This is a genomic window from Bacteroides caecigallinarum, from assembly GCF_016901995.1.
Taxonomy (GTDB): Bacteria; Bacteroidota; Bacteroidia; order Bacteroidales; family Bacteroidaceae; genus Phocaeicola; species Phocaeicola cellulolyticus.
This window is the reverse complement of sequence record NZ_JACJLE010000005.1, coordinates 44,183-69,227: the sequence shown is the minus strand read 5'-3', so window position 1 is coordinate 69,227 and position 25,045 is coordinate 44,183. Positions and strand designations below refer to the sequence as shown.

At 39.7% G+C, this 25,045-nt stretch carries 14 protein-coding genes and 1 tRNA gene; 9 read left to right on the top strand and 6 right to left on the bottom strand.

Annotation, left to right across the window (positions count from 1 at the left end; translation table 11 throughout):
- Window positions 1–101: 101 nt before the first annotated feature.
- Window positions 102–884 (bottom strand): 4Fe-4S binding protein, encoded by a 783-nt coding sequence (locus tag H6A61_RS02335; protein WP_204390624.1) that lies wholly within the window; start codon window positions 882–884, stop codon window positions 102–104.
- Between the two features lie 263 nt (window positions 885–1,147).
- A tRNA-Leu gene (locus H6A61_RS02330) sits at window positions 1,148–1,231 on the bottom strand.
- 168 nt (window positions 1,232–1,399) lie between these two features.
- Here H6A61_RS02330 and H6A61_RS02325 point away from each other — a divergent pair.
- The gene (locus H6A61_RS02325) at window positions 1,400–2,443 is read left to right on the top strand and encodes a mannose-1-phosphate guanylyltransferase (RefSeq protein WP_204390623.1); all 1,044 of its coding nucleotides are present in this window, start codon (window positions 1,400–1,402) and stop codon (window positions 2,441–2,443) included.
- 61 nt (window positions 2,444–2,504) lie between these two features.
- Here H6A61_RS02325 and H6A61_RS02320 read toward each other — a convergent pair whose 3' ends face one another.
- The 3 genes from H6A61_RS02320 to H6A61_RS02310 are packed head-to-tail and all read right to left on the bottom strand — an operon-like array spanning window position 2,505 to window position 8,154.
- On the bottom strand, window positions 2,505–3,872 hold the full coding sequence (locus H6A61_RS02320; protein WP_204390622.1) for an efflux transporter outer membrane subunit: 1,368 nt from the start codon (window positions 3,870–3,872) through the stop codon (window positions 2,505–2,507).
- A gap of 5 nt (window positions 3,873–3,877) precedes the next feature.
- Window positions 3,878–7,033, bottom strand: a complete 3,156-nt coding sequence (locus tag H6A61_RS02315) for an efflux RND transporter permease subunit (protein WP_204390621.1) — start codon at window positions 7,031–7,033, stop codon at window positions 3,878–3,880.
- A gap of 11 nt (window positions 7,034–7,044) precedes the next feature.
- A complete protein-coding gene (locus H6A61_RS02310; protein WP_204390620.1) occupies window positions 7,045–8,154 on the bottom strand; it encodes an efflux RND transporter periplasmic adaptor subunit in 1,110 nt (369 codons plus the stop codon).
- A gap of 174 nt (window positions 8,155–8,328) precedes the next feature.
- Here H6A61_RS02310 and H6A61_RS02305 point away from each other — a divergent pair, with 174 nt between their 5' ends.
- The 7 genes from H6A61_RS02305 to H6A61_RS02275 all read left to right on the top strand — a co-directional run bounded on the left by H6A61_RS02305 (window position 8,329) and on the right by H6A61_RS02275 (window position 19,281).
- Window positions 8,329–9,174, top strand: a complete 846-nt coding sequence (locus H6A61_RS02305) for a sensor histidine kinase (protein ID WP_204390618.1) — start codon at window positions 8,329–8,331, stop codon at window positions 9,172–9,174.
- Window positions 9,161–9,556: a LytR/AlgR family response regulator transcription factor gene (locus tag H6A61_RS02300; protein ID WP_239469068.1), complete on the top strand. Its 396-nt coding sequence runs from the start codon at window positions 9,161–9,163 to the stop codon at window positions 9,554–9,556. Before H6A61_RS02305 ends, H6A61_RS02300 begins: the two co-directional genes overlap by 14 nt.
- A 320-nt stretch (window positions 9,557–9,876) precedes the next feature.
- Entirely contained in the window at window positions 9,877–13,164 is a 3,288-nt protein-coding gene (locus tag H6A61_RS02295; RefSeq protein WP_239469073.1) for a SusC/RagA family TonB-linked outer membrane protein, read from the top strand.
- Window positions 13,165–13,182: 18 nt separating this feature from the next.
- Window positions 13,183–14,853, top strand: coding sequence for a SusD/RagB family nutrient-binding outer membrane lipoprotein (locus H6A61_RS02290; protein WP_154043733.1), 1,671 nt, complete (start codon window positions 13,183–13,185; stop codon window positions 14,851–14,853).
- A gap of 235 nt (window positions 14,854–15,088) precedes the next feature.
- Complete coding sequence (locus H6A61_RS02285; protein WP_235339406.1) at window positions 15,089–16,198, top strand: glycoside hydrolase family 88/105 protein; 1,110 nt, start codon at window positions 15,089–15,091, stop codon at window positions 16,196–16,198.
- A gap of 16 nt (window positions 16,199–16,214) precedes the next feature.
- On the top strand, window positions 16,215–17,966 hold the full coding sequence (locus H6A61_RS02280; RefSeq protein WP_204390614.1) for a pectinesterase family protein: 1,752 nt from the start codon (window positions 16,215–16,217) through the stop codon (window positions 17,964–17,966).
- Between the two features lie 4 nt (window positions 17,967–17,970).
- A complete protein-coding gene (locus H6A61_RS02275) occupies window positions 17,971–19,281 on the top strand; it encodes an acetylxylan esterase (protein WP_204390612.1) in 1,311 nt (436 codons plus the stop codon).
- Window positions 19,282–19,334: 53 nt separating this feature from the next.
- Here H6A61_RS02275 and H6A61_RS02270 read toward each other — a convergent pair whose 3' ends face one another.
- On the bottom strand, window positions 19,335–20,489 hold the full coding sequence (locus H6A61_RS02270) for a dienelactone hydrolase family protein (RefSeq protein WP_154043729.1): 1,155 nt from the start codon (window positions 20,487–20,489) through the stop codon (window positions 19,335–19,337).
- A gap of 111 nt (window positions 20,490–20,600) precedes the next feature.
- On the opposite strand from H6A61_RS02270, the gene H6A61_RS02265 reads away from it, so the two are divergent.
- Entirely contained in the window at window positions 20,601–25,031 is a 4,431-nt protein-coding gene (locus H6A61_RS02265; RefSeq protein WP_204390658.1) for a two-component regulator propeller domain-containing protein, read from the top strand.
- The last annotated feature ends 14 nt before the right edge of the window (window positions 25,032–25,045 follow it).

Sequence of the window (25,045 nt, the reverse complement as noted above, 5' to 3'; positions counted from 1 at the left end):
CCTAAAAAACGGATAAAAGAAAGGAACTATTAAGACAAAAAAAGAACGTGGAACCTATTGCGACCACGTTCTTTTCCACAATATCACTTACACTATTAGATTCAAAAATAGAACTCAGGATTTTTCCTTTCCCTGAAGTTATCATACAAGAATTTGGTAAACGGTGTATCAAATATTCTTGCTCCTTGAGGACACACTTTAACACACGCACAGCATAATGTACATTTATAAATATCTGTACATACATTTCCCGATGCGTCCAAAGATATAGCATGAGTCGGACAAGAAGAAACACACAATCCACACGAGCAACAATCTTCCGTACTTATTGGAGCGGCAGGCTGTTTAGGTTTTACTTCCTTATATGGATAATTTCCCGGCACAAACAAATCCCCAAAATCAGGAACTGTTGTTATTTTATCCATAACCTCTTTTCCAAAATGCTCGGCCATACCCAAATCATAGAAATCAGGTCTTCCGGCTGCAACAGGCATATTCTCTCTACTGAAACTATGTTCGCCTATGAATGAAGCAGCAGCCGATACACGGAATCCTCTATTGGTCATCTCGTTTTTCAGCTCAAGCAACGCATCATCATAATGTCTGTTTCCATACACCACCACTACTACACACATAGCTCCGTTCCCATTCAATGTACCTAAACGCTCAAAAAATATTGAAGGGATACGACCTCCGTAAACGGGTGACACGAAAACCGTAAGAGAATCATTCGGGAAACTTTTTATATTATTATTATCCAACGTAATATCCGATTCGGTCAGATTGTTCACCTTCAATCCATCACCTACGGCACGAGCTATTTTTCTTGACGTTCCGGTTGGTGAATAATAAATCAGATTTACGGAATTTATTATATTGTTCATAAACTTATGTTTTGTAGATTACTTATTATGTTACAAAAATAAGCAAATAAGTGTAACCAAATAATAATATTATAAGTTTTTTATAAGAATTTCCCAACAAACGAAATATATTACCAATATATAAAAAGATTTTACCTGCCAAAGTATTTCTCAACCCATTACCCATTTACCTATTTTACTGATTTTATTGGGGATATTGGGAATACTTCGTAAAAAGAAAAGAGCTAAATATTTGCAAGTCAAACATTTAGCTCTTTTCCTCGTACCCAGACCCGGGGTCGAACCGGGATGGATGTTACTCCACTGGTGTTTGAGACCAGCGCGTCTACCGATTCCGCCATCTGGGCTTATTTTTATTTTGCGTTGCAAAGGTAAACATAATTTTCATATCTGCAATACTTTTCGCCTAGAAAATGTAATATTTTTTATGTCTAACACTATTTAGAAACTATTAAAGTCCGATTTTCTAAAATAATCAGTATCTTAGCATAGTTAATAACACAAACTATATTACCATGAACAATAACTACTATTGCATAATAATGGCAGGTGGAATGGGGAGAAGATTCTGGCCATACAGCAGGAAACAATTGCCAAAACAGTTTCTTGATTTCTTCGGCACAGGTGAAACCTTGTTACGTATCACATTCGACAGATGCAAAGGATTAATATCACCACAGAATATCTATATTTCCACATTCATTGATTATAAAGATATTGTAAAAAAGATTCTTCCTGAAATAAAAGACGAACAGATTATAATAGAAGAAGAAAGAAGAAACACAGCACCTTCGCTGGCATACGCTTCATATCTAATACAGAAAATAAATCCCGACGCTACCATAGTAGTCATGCCTTCCGACCAACTTATACTGAATATTGACAGTTTCCGGTCATCAATTTTAAAAGGGTTGGATTATGCAGCTACATCAGGCAGACTGATTAATATAGGTATTAAACCGACAAGGCCGGAAACCGGTTATGGCTACATACAGATTGAGGAAGAAGAAAGAGACGGAGATTTCTGTAAGGTAAAGACATTCATTGAGAAACCAGCATTGGAGTTTGCAAAAGTATTTGTGGAAGACAATGAGTTTTATTGGAACTCCGGAATATTTATCTGGCATGTTACAACAATTATGAAGGCTTTCCATGAGAACATGACAGAGGTGTGTCCACGACTAGAATGTGAAACTCCCGATTTCTCTGCATGTCCGAATATTTCTATAGATTACAGTATCATGGAAAAAGCAGATAATGTTTATGTACAAATGTGTGATTTCGGATGGGCTGATATAGGTACATGGCAATCATTATACGACGCATCACCTAAAGACATTAACCACAATGTCATTTTAAACAGCAATTCACTCTTGTACGATTGCAATGAAAACATCATCCTGATGCCAAAAGGTAAACTGGTAGTAGCCGAAGGTCTGGAAGGATATCTGATTGCGGAACATGACAATGTCCTTTTGATATGCAAGAAAGACGACCAGAACTCCATACGCAAATTTGTAAATGATGTGGAAATGAAATTCGGAGATGAATATGTATAACAAAAAAGCATTATAAACAATAAGAGCCGGACAGTAACAATCCGGCTCTTATTGTTTATAATCAGTATCCACCGCCCAAGGCATGATAGAGATTTATTACTCCCTGAATCTCATCAAAACGGTCTGCAACCGTATTCAGTTCAGCCTGCAGAAGTGACTGTCTGGCTGTTATAACTTCCAGATAATTCTGAGAGCTGTATTTCATTAACAGCTCGGAACTCTTTAAAGCAGATTTCAGTGACGCAGCCTGCTGTTCATCCAATATAATCCGTTCTTTTGCTGTCTGCCATTGTACTAAAGCGTCATTGACTTCTGTTCCCGCATCAAGCAAGCTTTGTCTGAACATCAATAATGCCTCTTCCTGCTGTGCCTTTGCTATTTTCAGGTTCGCTATGTTCTTGCCTTTATTGAATATGGGTTGTACCAATGAACCGACGGCTGTCAACAGCCATTGACCCGGATTGGCTACAACCGCACCGGCGGAGTTTGTCCATCCTGCCGAACCTCCCAATGTTATACTCGGATAAAATGCCGAACGCGCAGAATTCGTAGCGTAATATGCCACAGCCAACTGTGCTTCGCTTTGACGCACGTCAGGACGACGGCTTAACAATTGCAAAGGAACACCCGTTGACAGTGAATCAGGAAATATCTGCTCGCTTAATGTTCCACGTACTATAGCCAGTGGAGCTTTTCCCAACAGGGCTGACAGAGAATTTTCCATTTCCGATATCTGACGCTGTATCGACAATACAGAAGCATCTACAGACAGTTTTGCCGCCTCCGTCTGTGCAACAGCCATCTCCGTTGCCTGTCCGGCACGTTTTAATGCCTTCATCGTACGCAAACTCTCAGTCCATGTCTCTGCTGTTTCCTGAGTTATCTTTAATTGTTCGTCAAGAACAAGCAGCGTGTAATAGCTGTTGGCTATGGTAGCCACCAGTTGGGTCTGTACAGCCTGACGATAAGCATCGCTTTGCTCCAAAGCGGCATGTGCACCACGTTTGGCATTGAGCAATTTGCCAAAGAGGTCTATCTCCCAATCTGCAGATGCCGCAATATTATATTTCTTTGAAGCTTCTCCACCGCCAACGCTTGTTATTGTACCCTCAGGCGACAATGTTATTGAAGGCAGATATGACAGCCTTGAAGTCATAAGAAGTGCTTCTGCTTCTTCCACTTTCAGCCTGGCAACACTTAAATCAGTATTATTATCAAGACCGTACCTTATTAACTCTTGCAGATTAGCGTCCGTAAAAAGCTGTTCCCAAGACAAAGAAGCCAACGAAACGGTATCATCGACAGCTACAGGCTGACGGTAAATGCTATCGACTACCGACGTAACATCCGGACGCTCGTATGCACGATATATATGGCATCCGCTCATCACAATGGAAACTACTGAAACTATTATTATATTTCTTATCATACACTTTATTCTTTGATGTTATTTTTCTCAATATTTGGCAACTGGCGTTCAGGCATAAACTTTTCCTGCAGATACTGGAATACCATAAACAACGGAGGTACAATAAACAGCAATGCAATCGTACCTATCAACATACCTCCTACCGTTCCTACACCGATAGATATATTTCCATTGGCACCTACACCAGTAGCAAACATAAGCGGGAGCATACCGAATATCATAGTAAGCGAAGTCATCAGAATAGGACGCAAACGTACCTGTGCCGCAGAAACCGCAGCCTGCATTATAGTCATACCATGACGACGGCGCTCGGAAGCATACTCTGTAAGCAATATCGCTGTTTTTGAAAGAAGACCGATAAGCATAATCAGACCTGTCTGCAAGTATATATTGTTTTCAAGTCCGAACATCTTTGCAAACAGGAAGCTGCCCGCCAGTCCGAACGGCACAGAGAGTATAACTGCAAGAGGTACGAACAGACTTTCATACAATGCACAAAGAATGAGATATATGAAAACCACACAAATGACAAATACCAAAGTAGTGGTGTTTCCTGTATTTGACTCTTCACGCGACATTCCGCCGAACTCAAATCCGTATCCTGTAGGCAATGTCTGTGCGGCAACTTCCTGAACAGCCTTGATAGCCTGACCGGAACTATATCCGGATGCAGCGGCACCATTTACCTGTATGGCAGAGAACAGGTTAAAACGTGTCAGTACTTCAGAACCATATACACGTGTCAGTTTCAGATATTGGCTAATAGGACTCATCTCGCCAGAATCATTACGGACATAGATACTGTTCAGTGATTCGGTGTCAAGTCGGAACTCCGGTGAAGCCTGCACCATTACACGATAAAGTTTTGAGAAACGGTTCATATTGGAAGCATAACTACCTCCGATATATCCGGCAAGAGTACTGAGGACATCCGAAGGAGATATTCCGTTTCGCTTACATCTGGCCGCGTCAACCTCAACTAGATATTGCGGGAACTTGGTATCGAAAGATGTAGTGGCCCTGCCTATTTCCGGACGTTTGTTCAATTCGTCAAGGAACTGTCTGGTATATTTAAGCAAATCTTCTGTTGTACCTCCTTTCTGATCCTGTACATACACCTCAAAACCACTGTTCACACCATATCCCGGAATCATAGGACGAGTAAACGGCATAATGTCAGCACTGAATATAAATGCTGTCTTATGACTAATCTCTTGGATAACGGCGTCGATGGCATCTTCCTTGTCAGGTCTTTCACTCCAGTCCTTCAGACGTATTGTGAACATACCATTACATGCTCCCTGACCGCTCAACATTGAGTTACCGGTAATGTTGGAGTATAACTCCACCTGAGGGATTGTACGCAAACAGCTGTCAACCTGTTCCATCACCTTGCGTGTTTCCTGAACACTGTTTCCAGGAGAAGTACGTACGTCGATAAATACAGTTCCCATATCTTCATTTGGAACAAGTCCCGTCTTTGTAGTCATCATAAGAAATGCGAAACCGCCACAAGCGAATATAAGGAATGCACCGGCCAGCCATTTTCTTTTAAGCATGAATACCACACCTACCTTATATTTTGTCACCAAACGATGGAAAGCCGTATCGAACGCTATGTGGAAACGTGATGAGAAACTTAGCTTCTCTCCGTTCTCACCTGTAGCATGCGGAGTCATAATAAGGGCACACAATGCAGGACTGAGTGTAAGAGCATTGACCAATGATATTGCCACTGCAGCTGCCATAGTCAGACCGAACTGTGTATAGAATGTACCTGTTGTTCCGCCGATAAAACTTACAGGAATGAATACAGCCATAAATACGAATGTAGTTGTAACCAAAGCGGAAGTAATACCGTCCATAGCATCAATCGTGGCCAGATAAGAGGATTTATACCCTTCATCAAACTTTGCCTGAACAGCCTCAACCACCACTATGGCATCGTCCACAACAGTTCCGATAACCAACACCAATGCAAACAACGTCAGCATATTCAGACTGAAACCGGCCGCAGACATAAAGGCAAAAGTACCGACCAACGAAACAATTATGGATAAAGCAGGAATAAACGTGGAACGTAGGCTCTGAAGAAATACATACACCACCAGTACTACCAATATGATAGCCTCAACGAGGGTCTTGATTACGCTTTTTATTGATGCGTCAAGGAAGTCCTTTGTACTCATCAGATCGACAATCTTTATACCTTTCGGCAGTGTCTTTGATATTTCATCCACAGTGCGGTCTATTTCTTCAATAATCTCATTTGCATTCGAACCGGATGTCTGGGCTATCATTATATTGCATCCCGGATGTCCGTTTACCTCTCCGATATAGTCGTATGCACGTGTTCCCAGTTCAATGGTAGCCACATCTTTCAGACGTAGTACCTCACCGTTAGGCAAAGATTTTATAACCATATTCTCATAATCCACCTCATTCTCATATCGTCCCCTATATTTAAGTACGTATTGGAATGTGTTATCCGATTCGGCTCCCAATGTTCCGGTTGCAGCTTCGATGTTCTGTTCGTCCAATACCGTAGATATATCCGACGGGATAAGAGAATATTTCTGCATCTTATTAGGGTCCAGCCATATACGCATGGAATAGTCATAGCCATAAACATTCACCTCACCAACACCGGCGATACGTGACAGTCTTGGTTCTATATTTATCTTCATGTAATTGGTAAGGAATGCCTGGTCGAACGAATCATCAGGACTGTAAACCGCAAGTTGTTTTATATTACTTGTCTGACGTTTTCTTACAGTAATACCACTCTTGGTAACTTCAGCAGGCAGAAGACCTTCAGCCGTTGCTATACGGTTCTGTACATTGACTGTCGCCATATCCGGGTCTGTCCCCTGACGGAAATATACGGTAATTCTGGCAGAACCGTTGTTGGAAGATGTTGAAGTCATATACATCATGTTTTCAACACCATTCAAAGCTTCTTCCAATGGCACTACAACACTTTTCAACACTGTTTCTGCATTCGCTCCGGTATATGTGGCAGATACACTTACCGTTGGAGGCGCTATTTCCGGAAACTGTTCGATAGGCAGCTGTGACAAGCTGATAAATCCAAGAATTAATATAAGCACCGATATTACTCCTGCCAGGATCGGTCGGTCAATAAATGTTCTAATTTTCATACTTCTGCCCGTTATTTTGTGGTTGTTGTAGTATCTGTGTTGACGGCTGTTCCTTCACGCATAAGCCCTGCTCCTTCGGCTATTATTATATCACCGGACGTAAGACCTGATAATACAATATATGTTTTACCGTCATTATATTTATATACATTTATTGGAGTAGATTTTGTCTTTCCGTCAACTACCTTCCATGTGAATACTTTATTCTGCAATTCATAAGTGGCGCTCTGAGGAATTACGATACAATCCTTATATTCAGTTGGAACAGCTATTGTTCCGCTTCCACCGTTACGCAACAAATGTCCTTCGTTAGGGAATACGGCACGCAATGTAACAGCACCAGTTCCCTGATCGACAGTTCCGCTTATAGCATCTATTTGTCCAGCTGTGTCATAATCCTTACCGTTACTCATCACTAGACGTACAGGCGGCATCTTTTTACATGCCTCTTGCAGCGAACCGTATTGCATAATCATATCAAGCATCTGATTTTCCGCCATGGAAAAATATGCAAATATCTCATCATCATCAGATACCATTACAAGCGGTTCTTCTATATTGCTGTTAACCAGTGCCCCTACCCTATATGGTATCATGCTGGCTACACCGTCAACCGGACTTTTGACTTCGGTATATGAAAGATTATTTCGCGCATTGGTCTCTTCGGCTTTTGCCTGAGCCAAAGCAGCTTCGGCTTCAAGTAATTGGTTGCGTGCAGTCTGCCTGTCGAAATCGGATACTACATTTTCCTTGTAAAGTTCTTCTTTGCTGTCAGCCGTAAGCTTTGCAGTCTGAAGTTTAGCCTCAGCGCTTTTCACATTCGCCAGTGCTGTTTCAAGAGCAGCTTTATATGGAACCTGGTCTATAACGAACAATACCTGTCCCTGCTTTACTATATCTCCTTCATTAATACATATTCTTGTAATTGTTCCACTCACCTGAGGACGTATTTCTACAGACTGGCGCCCGCGTAGCGTTGCAGGATATTCAGACAACAATGTCTGATTGGTTTTTGAAACTGTAAATATTCTGTATTTCTCACCGGGCATTTCCTGTTTTTCCCCTTTACAAGAACTTAGCAATGGCAAGATGCATAACATAAGATAGATGTAATTTTTCATATTGTTATTTTTTATATTAATAATAAGCGATAATGTTAAATACAAACTTACACAGAATAGACAATAATATATAAGGTGTGGTGACGAACCATGTATATGTGGTGATGAACACAAATTCAAAAGCTGGAATGCTTTATATAAATATAGTATCTTTGCAATATAAAATATTAAGCAATGAAAAGGAACCGTATCACATTGTATATAGACCTGCTGTTTTGTCTTGTCATTATACCCCTTGCCATAATGTTATTACCAGTTGACCGCTGGATGGCCAATAACACCGCTTTTCTTATAACATTAGTGGCATATGTATATATATTATATTTTGTATATCGTCTGTCGTGTATTCCCAAGCTCTTCATGCAGAAGAAATATATCAGGATATTCGTCCTACTGATTATCCTTACCTCGGTAACTGAACTTCTTACATATTTCCCGATACCTGCAGAACATATAACAGACGACATAAGGCAGATGACGGCGAAAATGAATATAAGGAAACAGACCATATGGTTCTTTTTTCTTATTGTAACCGGATTCTCACTGGCTATAGAACTGACTTTTGAGTTGTTCAGACAAATAATATCCAAGCAGGAAATAGAAGCTGAAAAGAACAAGGCCGAATTATCACTTTACAAGGCACAGATAAATCCGCACTTTCTTTTCAATACTTTAAATACACTTTATGCTCTTGTTTTGTCAGGTTCAGAAAAAACCGAATCTGCTTTTGTTAAATTCTCCGGTATATTAAGATATATGTATTCACAAAACGAATCAGAACTAATTCCTGCAGAAGATGAACTGAACTATATACGTCAATATGTTGACCTGCAGAAATTGCGCCTGAATCACCATACAAATGTTTTTTTATCAATAAATGCTTCATCAGGAAAAATCCTTATTCCACCAATGATACTCATCACATTTGTAGAAAATGCATTCAAATACGGAACTTCATCAGACACAGACTGTAAAATAGATATTAAAATAGACATAAACAAACGGATTGGAAATAGCTGACACTCTACCGGAAAAATGTTGTTTTATATTCACCACCGCATATGCCCAGTATGCATTGGAAGGTTTCAATCTTGATGCAGTAGATTTTCTGCACAAACCTTTTTCTTACGAACGTTTCGAAGTGGCTGTTGAAAAAGCTATTCGACGCATAGAATCAAAACGACATCATAGTCCCGAATATCTGATAGTCAAACAGGAATATAACAACGTAAGCATACCCCTGTCGGACATCCTGTATATTGAGGCGTTAGGAAACTACGTAAAAATATTCCGTAAATCAGGCGGACATGTTCTCACACGTACAAATCTGAAAGCAATAACAGATCTCCTCCCTGTACATGACTTTCTCCGTATTCATCGTTCGTATGTTATTCCAATATAATCTGTAGTCTCCTTTTCACGCTCAAAAGTTGAAATTGAAGGCAATGTTGGGGAATTACCGATTGGAAGCCAATATGTGGCATCTGTTATGGATACATTGGGGAAATAAAATGTAGATTATTTCCACACTATTCCACAATCTTTTTAAAATCTTCACAAAATAAGTTATTGATAACGCTCATATTTACAAGACTTTACATATTTTATCTATAAAATAAATATATATGCACATTATTTGCATGCCAATATCGAAAAAATATTGTTATGCAGATGAAGATCGAATTAAACTTTTACGTTTTTATAGGATGCTTGTTGGTATTGATGATACCAATATGTGCATCGGCTCAAGAGACAAAATCCATTACAGGATACGTACTTGACAATACAGGCGAACCTCTTATAGGAGCCAGTGTGATGGTTAAAGATACAAATTATGGTGTAATAACCGACGTAGATGGCAAATTCACTTTGAATGCTCCATCTGACGCTGTATTATCATTCTCGTACATAGGTTTTACCCCAAAAGAAATTAGTCTTGCCAAAAGAAAAAGAAAAGGTGAGATGAGGGTAAGACTAATGGAAAACACACAGGAACTTAAAGAGGTAGTTGTCACAGCAATGGGTATTCAGAAGGATACCAGAAAGCTGGGATATGCAGTGAGTACCATATCTTCTGAAGACCTGATAAAAGCAGGAGCAACAAATTTTGCCTCAGCAATGTACGGAAAGGCTCCAGGTGTAAGAATAAACCAGACACAGGGAGGTTCTTCCGGAGCAGTATCAATAAACGTCAGAGGACTTACCTCTATAACAGGAAACAACCAACCTATAATTATCATGGACGGTGTTCCTATCAGAAATGGTGGTACTGGTAAAAGTACTGACTTTGCGGAATTTGGGAACGACGGACGTATCCGCTCAAACGGACTTGTAGATATAAACCCGGAAGATATAGAAAGTATCACCATCCTGAAAGGTGCATCGGCTACAGCCTTATACGGTTCGGAAGCGGCCAATGGAGCAGTAGTCATAACCAGCAAGCGAGCAAAAGCCGGAAAAGTAACAGTTGACTTTACAGCCCAAGTCATGGCTAATCTTCCTGCATACCTTCCAAAAGTGCAGACAGAATACGGACCGGGAACATATAACATCAACTATAGTGATTATGAAAAGCAGACAGGAGGGTTCTATCAAAGGACATACAACGGCCAGACTTATAAAAGTTTAAGAAGTACCACCCAGTCATTCGGTCCTAAATACGATGGAAGCGAAGTACTGTATTGGGATGGCAAGGTAAGACCGTATCTTCCACAGACTGATAATCCATGGAACGAATTATTCCGTACAGGCTGGACACAAAACTATTCTGTTGCCATATCGCAAGGTACAGAAAATTCCAGCAACAGATTTTCATATACATTCACTGATGAAATTCCAAATGCTTTGACCGGTTCATACAACAAGCACAACTTCAAGCTCACCGGATCATATAAGATAGGTAAGCCTCTTACTGTGGAATATTCATTGAACTACATTATACAGGATATAGAAAACAGGCCACAAACTTCACTTGGACTATATGGCAGTTTCAGTAATGCATTTTCAACCTTCCTAGATATACCGTATCTAAAAAGTACATACGCTACAAGTCTGGGATATAAAAATACATTCGTTGGCGGTGATGCCACTCTCACACCGGATGAAGCCTGGGCTTATGACCCAAGTTATCTTACAGGAGTAAGAGATATGCTGTGGAATATGTACTATCAGAACAGTAAAGAAACAGAAAACAGAATTTTGGGAATGGTAAGACCGACATTCCAGATTACCAACTGGCTGAACTTGAGAGCACAGATTGCAACAGATATAACCGACGTAAAACAGACATTGGAAAAGAGTACAGAACGTCCTAATTCCCTGTATGATCCTAGCGGAAGTTTCCAGAACATAAACAGAAGATATGACATAGTATATGGTGATGTGATGTTAAACTTCAACTATGATATCAAGCGTTTCAATATTGCAGCAACAGCCGGATGGACAGGTAGATATGAAACAATGAATAACCTGAGTGTTTCCACTAACGGCGGACTTTCTACCGAGAACTGGTTTGACCTTAACGCCAGCCGTTATCAGGCCACTTGCAGCCAGCAACGCATGGAGTTACTGAAAACCGGATATATGGGAACTCTCGGACTGGGATGGGACGATTATCTATATCTGGAACTTACAGCCAGACAGGAACGTTCGTCAACACTTAAGGACCAAAGTTTCTTCTATCCGTCGGCTAATGTCAGCTTCCTTTTCTCAGAAGTATTCAAGATGCCTCACTGGTGGAACTATGGTAAGCTGAGAGCTTCGTATGGTATCGTCGGTAACTCACCGGAAACATACGCGGCAAACATTGTTTATGAACAAGGTTCTGACAACGGATTTACCTGGAATACCATTCCTACATCTATAGGTAATGAGAATATCAGACCAGAGAAAAAATATGAATACGAGATCGGTTTTGAAAGCAAGTTCTTAAACAACCGTCTCGGAATAGACGTATCATACTATAACAACATAGTAAAAGACCAGATTCTCTCTACACCACAACCGTCAAGTTCAGGAGCTAAATATGTACTGATGAATGTAGGTGAAGTGGCAAACAACGGATGGGACATTGCATTGTCTGCCACACCTGTACTTACAAAAGATTTCAGATGGGATCTTACTGCTACATACGGAGTTTATAGAAATAAAGTAATAAAACTTGCAGACGGTGTTCCATATCTGGAAATATCAAACCTGGGTGGAAGCGGTGCAAAAATACAGGCTGTAGCAGGACAACCTATGGGTGATATTTATACTCAGGTGCCACAAGTAAACGAGAACGGCGAGTTCCTGGTATCTGACAACGGATTATATCTGAATCAGACGGAGCTGAAAAAGGTAGGAAACATTAATCCGGACGGAGTTGGAGGATTATACAACTCATTCTCATACAAGAATTTCTCACTTGATTTCAGTATCGATTTCAGAATTGGAGGTGACGTAATAAACGAAATGAACCAGTATGCCACAGGTCTTGGTTTGACACCTGAATCACTAAAATATCGTGACACCGAACATGGAGGACTTTCATACTATTATCCTAACAACAATAATAGTGGTGGAGTACCGGTACAGGTTGACCCTACGACTACAGCCGGACCAAACGGAGAGTACATTTATCACGACGGATTAATTCTTCCTGGCGTAGTGGCTTCAACAGGAGAACCTAATAACAGAATTATCCCAGCCGGATATTATTACAATATGACTTATAACTGGGGTACTAATTCTGAACAATTAACATATGCCAACTCTGTATTTGACAATACGTATGTAAAACTTCGCGAATTGAACCTCAGTTATCGTATTCCTTCAAAAGCTATTCAGAAGATAGGTATGACCAATCTTACAGTTTCAGTATTCGGCAGGAACCTGTTCTACTTCTACAAGGCTTTAAAAAATTACGATGCTGAATCATCAGTAGGTACATCATGGTCAAGTCAGGCTATTGTAGGAACATCTACTGCAGCCACACGCAGTTTCGGTTTTGCAATAAGAGCAAGTTTTTAACATTATAGATTTACACACATGAAAAAAATATTATATATCACATCTCTTACACTGGCTTTAGCTTCAACAGGATGCACTGAGGAAGATTTTGACAGTAAATATCAGGACCCATCGAAAGTTACCACAGTAAGCATAAGTAATCTCATGGTAGGAGTATTCCAGAAATCCAAGGATTACGACACACATACTTACAACAGATATTTCGGCTTCGACTCTCAGTTTGTAGGCAAGTATGCCCAGACATTCGGATACACTTACTCAAGCAGCATGTACACTCCTGGCTATATACCATATATCGACAGCCAGTGGGACAATCTGTATTCGGCACTTACACAATACAGGAAAATGGAAGAACTCTACAATGCCGAGAATGAAACACAGAAGTTACAGGATGAAGCATTCATGCTAGCTGCAAAAGTACAGTTATACGACTATTTTTCCGCTACGGTTGATATTTTCGGAGATATGCCGTTCAGCAAGGCATGTACTCTCCCGCTTACCAATGATGTGGAAAAATCGTATGCACCATACGACAAGGCTGAAGATATATACAAAACGATCTTGGATGAGCTGAAAGAGATAGCACCAAAATTCCGTACTGTCACTATCCCAAGAAATTTCACTACACAGGATTTCATCAACAATGGAGATATTGACAAATGGGAAAGATACGCCAACAGTCTCCGATTGCGTCTGGCAGTGAGAGTATCCTCACAGGGCGAACTGGCAGAAACAGGTAAAGCAGCAGTGAAAGAAATACTGGAAAATCCTGAAACATATCCATTGATAGACGAACAGAGTAATAATATATTCATCGTAAACCAGAAATCCGGCCAGTTGAATTTTACAGCAGGGCAAGGACTGGGCGACTGGGTAACAAACAGACAGGCTTCAGGAGCGGTAATAAACAGAATGCTCAGCAACGGCAACTATAATATGGACAACAAGGAAAATCCTAATACCGGTGTATATGTAAAAGGAACTGACGATCCTAGAATTCTTCTGTATTATAATCCAATCAGCATAACAAATAAATATACGGGAGCCAAAGATGAAGGCAGATACTTAGGTACGGATCTTACTGTAGCAGACGAAGCTACCGAATATTACAACTCGCAGGCCACCGACGCCTATGGCAATACCGGTTTCTCACAAATTACACAGAAAGGATTCTTTTGGGAAAACGATAAATTCGATATGCTCATTATGACATCTCCGGAAATCCATTTCTTGAAAGCAGAAGCTTATCTTATGGGATATGGTGTAACAGCAGACGAAAACAAGGCAAAAGAAGAATTCATCAAAGCCGTCAGCCAGTCAATAAGCCTCTATTATTATTACGACTCAATCAGCACTGGTGAGAATTCCAGACAATATGACGCACCGACAGAAGAAGAAATAAACTCTTTTGCAGAGTCAAGATGGTCATATACAAAATACGAAAACAAGCAGGATGCCATCATCACGCAGAAGTGGTTACATTTCGCAATTACTGCCAGCAGAGAAGCATGGAGCGACCTTAGACGTACAGGATATCCTTCAGGACTTGTATTCCCGGAAGTGGCAGGTACAATACCAAATGTTCCTGACAGATGGAAATATCCTACAACAGAAATGGATTACAACCCTTATTACAAGGATGTGCAAAACGAAGATACATACTACACAAAATTGTTTTGGGCAAAATAGATCCATATAAAAACCAAAAAATATACCTTTTATGATGAAAACTACACATTGATTTATGCAGATGTTCCTACTTTTGCCAATATAAACTTTAAAATTAATTTGTTCCATGAAAAATAAACTAATAAACACATTGGCATTTGTAGGAATTGCATTAATCAGTACAGCTTGTTCACAAAACACACAATCACAAGTACAACAACCAAACGAAACACCGGATAAGCCATGGTCTGTAAGAATGGTAGAATCGGAAATGGCAAGATGGCCGGAATCGTGGCAACTTGACTTCCAGCCCAAACTGAAATGGGACTATTGTCACGGACTTGAATTGCAGGCTATGCTTGATGTTTATGACCGATACGGTGATGACAAAATATATGAGTATGCACTTGCATACGCCGACACGATGGTTAATGCCGACGGTACAATCAAAATGTACAAACGCGAGGAATTCAGCCTTGACCGTGTAAACTCAGGCAAATTCCTTTTCCGCATATACGAACAGACCAAAGACGAGAAATATAAAAAGGCACTAGCCCTTATGAGAAGCCAGTTTGAAGACCATCCGAGAAACGAAGACGGCGGTTTCTGGCACAAAAAGATCTATCCTAATCAAGTATGGTTGGATGGTATTTACATGGGAGCTCCTTTCTATGCCGAATATGCGTTCAGAAACAATGAAGTCGGGGCTTATCAGGATATCATCAACCAGTTCCTGATGGCCGCACGCCACACATACGATCCTAAAACCGATTTATATAAGCATGCTTGCGATGTAAGCAGAAAAGAGAAATGGGCAGACCCTGTGACAGGACAGTCACAACACAGCTGGGGACGAGCACTTGGATGGTATGCTATGGCATTCGTTGATGCACTGGAATTTATTCCTCAGCACGAGGCTGGAAGAGATTCCATGATAATAACTCTTAATAAAGTAGCACAACAGATAAAAAGACTCCAGGACGAAAAAACCGGATTGTGGTATCAGGTTCTTGACAGAAGCGGAGATGAAGGAAACTATCTGGAATCATCATGTTCGGTTATGTTCGTATATACACTGTTCAAAGCTGTACGCAAAGGATATGTTGATCCATCTTATCTTGCTGTAGCGGAAAAAGGATATAAAGGCGTTTTGGAACACTTTATCACTACCGACGATAAAGGAATGATAAGCATTACCAAAGCATGTGCCGTAGCAGGATTGGGAGGTAAAAATTACCGTATGGGGGATTATGACTACTATATAAACGAACAGATCAGAGACAATGACCCTAAGGCTGTAGGTCCGTTCATCATGGCAAGCCTTGAATGGGAACGTTTGCAGGAAGTAAGAAAAATCGTAAAATAATTAATCGGGAAATAATATGAAAAACAAGATTACACTTCTGTTAGGACTTCTGTTTGTCCTAACAGCATTTACACCTGCCAAACGAAACATTACAATATTCACCATAGGTGACTCAACAATGGCTAACAAAAAACTTGAAGGAGAAAATCCGGAAAGAGGTTGGGGACAAATGCTTTCAAGATATTTTACAGATGATATTACCATAGACAATCATGCCGTAAACGGAAGAAGCTCAAAGAGTTTTATCAATGAAGGCAGATGGGATGCTGTTCTCTCAAAAATACAAAAAGGCGATTATGTATTCATTCAGTTCGGTCATAATGATGAAAAAGACGATCCGAACCGTCATACCGATCCGGGAACAACATTTGACGCAAATCTCAAAAAATTTGTAGAAGATACAAGAGCAAAGGGAGGTATTCCTGTTCTTTTCAACTCAATTGTGCGCCGTAACTTCGGTAAAGCTGATGGAAATGCTGTAGCCAATGCTATAAAGCAGGATGATATACGCAACGGAATTGATCCCAAAGCACCCAAAGACAGTATTGAAGAAGGAGCGACACTTATAGATACACACGGAGCTTATCTGATTTCGCCTAAGAATGTCGCAAAAGAACTTAATGTTACTTTCATTGATTTAAACAGCCTTACTCACAAATTGGTAGAAGGTATGGGACCCCAAAAATCAAAGGAACTGTATCTGTGGGTTAAGCCTAAAACAGTGCCTGCCTTACCCAATGGTAGAGAAGACAATACACATTTGAATGTACATGGAGCTTCTGTTATAGCAGAAATGGCTGTAAAAGCTGTAGCCGAAGCAATACCCGAACTACAACAGTACGTACGCCACTATGATTTAGTAGTAGCCAAAGACGGTTCCGGCGACTTTTTCACTGTGCAGGAAGCTATTAATGCTGTACCTGACTACAGAAAGAACGCAAGAACAACAATTCTGATAAAAGAAGGCTCATACAAAGAGAAAGTCATAATACCGGCAAGTAAGAATGCTGTATCTCTTATAGGTCAAGGCGAAGTAAAAATAACTTATGATGACTATGCAAGCAAGCCTAACATATTCGGAGAAAACAAAGGCACTTCAGGATCATCATCCTGCTATATATACGCACCTGACTTTTATGCTGAAAACATTACATTCGAAAACACGTCAGGACCTGTAGGACAGGCTGTAGCATGTTTAGTAAGTGCAGACAGGGCATATTTCAAGAAATGCAGATTTCTAGGTTTTCAAGATACATTATATACCTATGGAAAAGGATGCAGACAGTACTATGACGAATGTTATATCGAAGGAACTGTTGACTTCATATTCGGATGGTCAACTGCTGTATTCAACCGTTGTCATATACACAGCATAGGAAACGGATACATCACTGCTCCGTCAACTGACAAAGGACAGAAATACGGATATGTGTTCTATAATTGTGAGATAACAGCCAACTCTGATGTGGACAAAGTATATTTGTCACGTCCTTGGCGACCATATGCACAAGCAGTATTTATACAATGCAATATGGGCAAGCATATCCTTCCTGAAGGATGGGACAACTGGAGAAACAAGAATAACGAAAAAACTGTTTTTTATGCTGAATACAAGAGCAAAGGAGAAGGAGCCAACCCTGGAAAACGTGTCGCTTATTCAAAACAGTTGAAAAATACTGAGGGCTACAGCATTGTAGAAGTTTTATCCGGAAACGATGGTTGGAATCCTTCAAAGAATGGTAATGCATTATTAAACATCAAGAGATAATTAAATGAGAAACAGAATATTACTTACAATAACAGTTTGTATAATGACCATTCTGTCCATGGCAGAAAATTACCCTTACAGAAGTGATCTGCTATGGGTTACAGAACCTGACCATCCGGACTGGATATACCGTACAGGCGAAAAGGCAAAAATAAAGATCAGCCTTTTCAAATATGGAATACCACAGGATGGAATAACTGTAAGATATGAGACGGGAAGCGAACTTATGCCATCCGACAAAACGGGAAGCATAGTATTGAAGAACGGTAAGGCTGAAATAAATATAGGCACATTGGATAAACCGGGATTCCGCGACTGTATATTCAGTGTAATGATAAACGGAAGAAAATACAGCCATCACGTAAAAGTCGGATTTTCTCCGGATAAAATAAAGCCTTATACTGAAATGCCCGATGGTTTCATGGATTTTTGGAAGAACAACATCAAAGAAGCATCAGAATTTCCACTGAAATACACCAAAGAAAAGGCAGAAGAATATTGTACTGAGAAGATAGACTGCTATCTTATAAAGCTGCAGCTCAACAACAGAGGACAAGCTGTTTACGGCTATCTCTTTTATCCCAAAAATGCAAAACCAGAAAGCTGTCCGGTTGTATTGTCTCCTCCAGGAGCAGGAATCAAAACAATAAAGGAGCCTCTCAGACACAAATATTATGCCGAAGAAGGATTTATCCGTCTGGAATTCGAAATACATGGACTTAATCCTACCATGAGCGAAGAGCAATTTAAGGAGATAAGCAATGCTTTCAACGGTAAAGAAAACGGATACCTAACAAACGGACTGGACAATAAAGACAATTATTACATGAAACGTGTATATCTGTCATGTCTGCGTTGTATCGACCTGCTCACATCACTACCGGAATGGGACGGTAAGAATGTCATAGTACAAGGTGGCAGCCAAGGCGGAGCACTTGCCATGATTACTGCCGGGCTTGACAAAAGAGTGACAGCATGTGTAGTAAATCATCCTGCACTAAGCGATATGGCAGGATATATGGCAGGACGTGCAGGAGGATATCCGCATTTCTTCCGTACAAGAGGAATGGACACTAAAGAAAAGCTGGAAATTATGTCATATTATGATGTGGTAAATTTTGCACGACTGATAAAGGCTGACACTTTCATGACATGGGGATTCAACGACAACACCTGTCCACCGACTACAAGTTATGCAGTTTACAACACCCTTGAATGCAATAAAGAAGCGCTTATAACTCCAATTAATGAACATTGGACATCAGAAGAGACAGAGCGCGGACATCTGGAATGGATAAAAAAACACCTGAAATAAAAGGTATCCCAATAGAGAATACATTAACAGTTAAAGCCCGAAGACGAAAGTCATTAGGGCTTTAACCATTTATTAAAGAAATCCAAGACTTCCTCCTGCATTTTCTTATTAAAGAAATGTTTCTCATCCCACATTTTAGTGACCAACTTATCGGATGCTCCAACACTATCCCAAACCTCTTTCATCTGACGATAAGCATCCGTCACTCCCTCTACAGGGAAAAGTTTGTCTTGACTGCCATTGAAGAAAAGCGAAGGTTTCGGACATGCAATACTTGCAACATGAGGATAATCAAGATACTTCCTTATACGTGGAAGAAGCATTGAATAAGCCGATCCACCTTTATTCTGATTATTATCAACAGTCATAAGACAATCAGTGGTATTCATCCAACATACTGAAGCGGAGACTTTAACCATATCAGTCATTGAACTAAGCATCCAAGAACGGTAGGCTCCCATTGAAAAGCCCAGACATCCTATCCTGTCACTATCAACGAAAGGCAAAGATGCCAGAAATTCAACACTCCTCATATCATCCATATTTATATAAGCTCCCCATGAAGCACCCATCTGCATGAAATTCGAAGCCAATGCCTGCTGACGGTCATAGTCAATACCTTCCTTACAACCTCTATCTCCCCAAAACAAGGCATCCACCGACAATACCACATATCCGTTCATAGCAAAATAGTCACCAACATATCTGCCATCATAACATTTCAATGCCCATAAATCTGCATCAGACACGATTTCACGGTCCACATTAAAAGGTCGTATCATTTTCTCCTTTCCTATAAGGAAATGTGCTCCATGATCATGTAGCATAACCACAGAAGGGAATACACCTTCACCGTCAGGAACAAGCAGATAAGCAGGAACTCTTGACCACTTGGATATATTGAATTCAATCTTCAACGCTCTGTAGCCCTCCCGTTGTTCGCTATCTATAACTTTCATATCATAATCGTCAGGAGCAGGCTGAACAATATCCATACATTCAAAAAGAATCTCACGAGCCTGTTTCTTCCAAACATCAAAATCCTTATTTTTCTGCGATTGCCACGACATGGGATATGTCAACAGACTTTTCATCCGATCATAATAAACCGGCAGATTTTTATTTATCTCAAACCTATCGGAAGTACTTTGAGCTTTAGTATGCCCTAGCACAAATAAAAACACTAAAAATAAAGTAACTATATTCATATTTTATCACCAGTTATCATTGCAAATATACTCCAAAAAATCATTTTTTCATTATATTTGCAATGATATAAAAATATCAATATGTTTATAAAAATAGGCAAAAACATTATCATGAAGAACTTTTCGATTTTTATCCTTTTATTGCTACAGATAGTAAATGTTTATTCACAAACAGACTGCGTAATAACGCATTATTCTTCAGAAGACGGTCTGTCCGAAAACACAGTTATGGATATATTGCAGGACAATAAAGGAAATATGTGGTTCTCAACATGGAATGGCATAAACAAGTTCGACGGATACACATTCCATACTTACAAAGGATTTCTGGACAATGAAATAGCACTGACAAATAATCGTGTTGACTGTATGGAGCTTGACAAATACGGATACATTTGGATGCTTACATACGATGAGCGCGCTTTTCGCTTTGATCCGCGTACTGAAATATTTGAAAGTGTACCAGACTATGACAATACAGAAATACACATACCGATAACAAGAATAAAAACACTTCCAAACGGTAACGTCTGGTTACTATCACAAAATAGAGGAGCAATAAGAATTATAACAGACTCTATAAGCAAAAAGATCACTACAGAATATTATTCTTCCGGTTCCGAAGTTTTTCCTGTATCATCTGTCTTTAACGTCTATCAGATAGGAGACGATGAATGGGTACTGTCGGACAACGGACTCGCATGTTTCAATAAACCGGGTAATAATCCTGAAGTTTTTTTCGAACTTAACAGTTCAGGCAAAGACGGCATAGTAAGAAAACAAAAGTTCTTCACACTTGAAGAGAACAAAGACAAGCTGTTTTTCGGTGCAAACAACGGATACGTTTGGATTCTGAATAAAGGTAATAATATTTTCACTCCACTTAAACTCCCTATACAATCAAATATAACAGGTATAAAATACATAGAGAAAAATGATAAACTTATTATAGCCTCCAAGAAAGACGGCTTTTTCGTATATGACATAAAAAACGATACTTACGAACATTTCAAGCCAAACATGCTTCCCGATGCAAGCATTGACGATATATATAAAGATACTGCTGACGAAGTATGGTTTGAGCAAAATGTGACCGGAGAAGTTGCACACTATAATCCATATACCAATAAAATCAAAATAGAAAAGGTATATGCTGAACCTACAAATACAGACAGATCCAGACCGGCATTCCATATACACGAAGATATATTCGGGTCTCTATGGGTACATCCATACGGTGGAGGATTCTCATATTTTGACAGAGAGAAAAATAGTCTGGTACCATTCTATAACAGCATGAATGGCGGGAAATGGCACTTTTCAAATAAAATACACAGCGCTTTTTCTGATCGGCAGGGTAACTTATGGATGTGTACACACTCTAAGGGACTTGAAAAAGTAACATTCAGAACCGAACATTTCAGAATTAAACGTCCGGTAGAATCCCACTATGAAACATTAAGCAATGAAGTAAGGGCATATCAGGAGTACAACGGTAACCTTTGGGTAGGACTCAAAGATGGAATGCTGAAGGTTTATGACAATAAGTACAGCGAAATAGGATACATGACAGAAACAGGCCGAATATCCCAATCAGGAGCTCCATTATTAGGAAATGTCTATTACATGATGTGCGACAGCAAAGGAATAATGTGGCTGGCTACTAAAGGTGCCGGGTTGATAAAGGCAGAACCGACCGCCGATGCAATGCAGTTCCGTCTTACACGCTACCAATATAATCCTGATGACATTTACAGTCTGTCAGACAATAATGTTTATTGCATATACGAAGATAATTCGGGAAGGATATGGATTGCAACATTCTCAAATGGCATAAACTATATCACTAAGAACGAGAAAGGTGAAACTGTATTTATCAATCATCGAAACATACTTAAAGGATTTCCTATAAAAGAATGCAATAAGGTAAGATACATAACTGCCGATGAAAAAAACAGGCTATGGATAGCCACCACAGGAGGATTGGTTATGACAGAACTCGACTTCGAAAATCCATCAGAAGCCGTGTTCCATCATTATATGCGTTCACCGGACGATCCTACTACATTAAGCAATAATGATGTACACTGGATAACTCCTACACATAACGGAGAATTATATATTGCCACATTCGGAGGAGGCCTTAACAGACTGAACAGTATAAGTCAAGATGGCAAAGTAAGTTTCAAGACATATACGGTTAAAGATGGACTCCCATCAGACATACTACTGTCTATCCAGGAAGACAAGAACGGGCTGTTATGGATAAGTACAGAAAACGGACTTACAAAATTCAATCCGGAGGACGAACGTTTTGAAAATTTCCAGGACAGACATAGGAACTTCAAGATACGTTTCAGTGAAGCATCATCCGAGTACTTGTCAAATGGAGACATGGTATTTGGAACAAATCAAGGTATCTTCTATTTCAATCCTGACTCTATAAAGAAAAGTATATATGAGCCACCGGTTATATTCACACAATTACTGCTTGCCAACAACACAGTAGTTCCGGGAACAGCTCCGTTAAAAGAATGTACAATAGATGATATAGAACGTCTTACACTCTCACACAAAGAAAACATATTCACTATACAATTTGCAGCATTGGACTACACTACCCCTTCGGACATTCAATATGCATACATATTAGACGGATTTGAAAAGAACTGGAACTATGTAGGCAAACAGAGAATGGCCACATACACTAATTTGCCGAAAGGCGATTATGTATTCAAAGTACGCTCAACGAACTCCGATGGCGTATGGATTGACAATACACGAAATCTTAATATAAGGATTCTGCCATCATTTTGGGAGACACCATTGGCATATCTCATATACGTATTTGTACTACTGTTGATAGTGTTCACTGCTGTATATATTCTATCAACCATATACCGACTGAAACATAAAGTAGTGATGGAACACCAGCTTACAGACCTGAAGCTGAGATTCTTTACAGACATATCCCATGAGCTCAGAACTCCGTTGACACTCATCACTGCTCCACTTGAGAATATCCTTGAAGAAAAAGATCTTCCAGGCGGAATTCGTGAACAACTTTCCGTGGTGGAACGTAATGCAAACCGTATGCTCAGACTTGTAAACCAGATTCTTGATTTCAGGAAAATACAAAACAAGAAAATGAAGATGCAGGTACAATTACTTGAAGTAGTCTCTTTCACCCGCAAAGTGATGGAATACTTCGAGGCAGTAGCAAAAGAACGCAACATATCATACGACATTGAAACAAACAAGAGCTCAATCTATTTATGGGTTGATGCCGACAAATATGAGAAGATAATATATAACCTTCTTTCAAACGCATTCAAATATACTCCAGACGGAAAATCTATAAAAATAACTATACACGAAAATGAAGATACTGTAGCTATTTCTGTTATAGACAAAGGAGTTGGAATAACCGAAAATAAGAAAAAGAAACTGTTTGTACGTTTTGAAAACCATGTTGAGACAAAAGGAACATCACAATTGAGTACCGGAATAGGCCTTTCACTGGTTAAAGACTTTGTAGATATGCATAAAGCAGAAATCACAGTAACAAGCAAGCCAAACGAAGGAAGCTGCTTCAAAATCGATTTCAAGAAAGGCAAAGAACATTACGACAACAAAGTAGAATTCTTGCAGAATGACATGGATTATGCATCAGGCACAGAATACACCGTTGCAGAACGTAATAATGAAGTTACAAAAGAAGATGAAGAGATCGATACTAACAAAGACATTATGCTTATCGTAGAAGACAACTCCGAGTTAAGACAATTTCTACATAACATATTTAATGCAGACTACCATGTTATAGAAGCCGCAAATGGTGAAGAAGGAAAGGAAAAAGCATTAAAATATGTACCTGACATCATCATAAGCGATGTAATGATGCCTGTAAAGGACGGATTCCAAATGATGCAGGAACTAAGAGGCGAAATAACGACCAGCCATATACCTCTAATCCTACTGACAGCAAAAACCGCTATTGAAAGCAAGCTTGAAGGGTTGGAATACGGAGCAGACGACTATATAACAAAACCTTTCAGCGCCACTTACCTTAAAGCGAGGGTTAAAAACATCCTGCAAAGGAAACTGAAGATCCAGCAAGCATACAGAGAAAGATTATTGGATCAAAGTCTGAACACGGACAACAAGACAGAAGATAATGAGTCGCAAGTTCCTGACATGTCCCCAAGCGACAGAAAATTCATGGACAAGCTGTTGGAACTGATGGAAAGCAGAATAGACAACAGCGAATTGGTTGTGGACGATCTTGTAAAAGAGATGGCGGTAAGCCGATCCGTTTTCTTCAAGAAGCTGAAGACACTTACCGGCCTTGCTCCTGTAGAATTCATTAAAGAAGTAAGAATAAACAAAGCAATCAAGCTGATAGAGTCTGGAGAATACTCCATCACACAAATAGCATACATGGTTGGAATAAACGATCCAAGATATTTCAGCAAATGCTTCAAACAGAAAATGGGAATGACCCCATCAGAATATAGAGACCAGAAAGGGCAGAACAAATAAAAAGCAGTCCACAG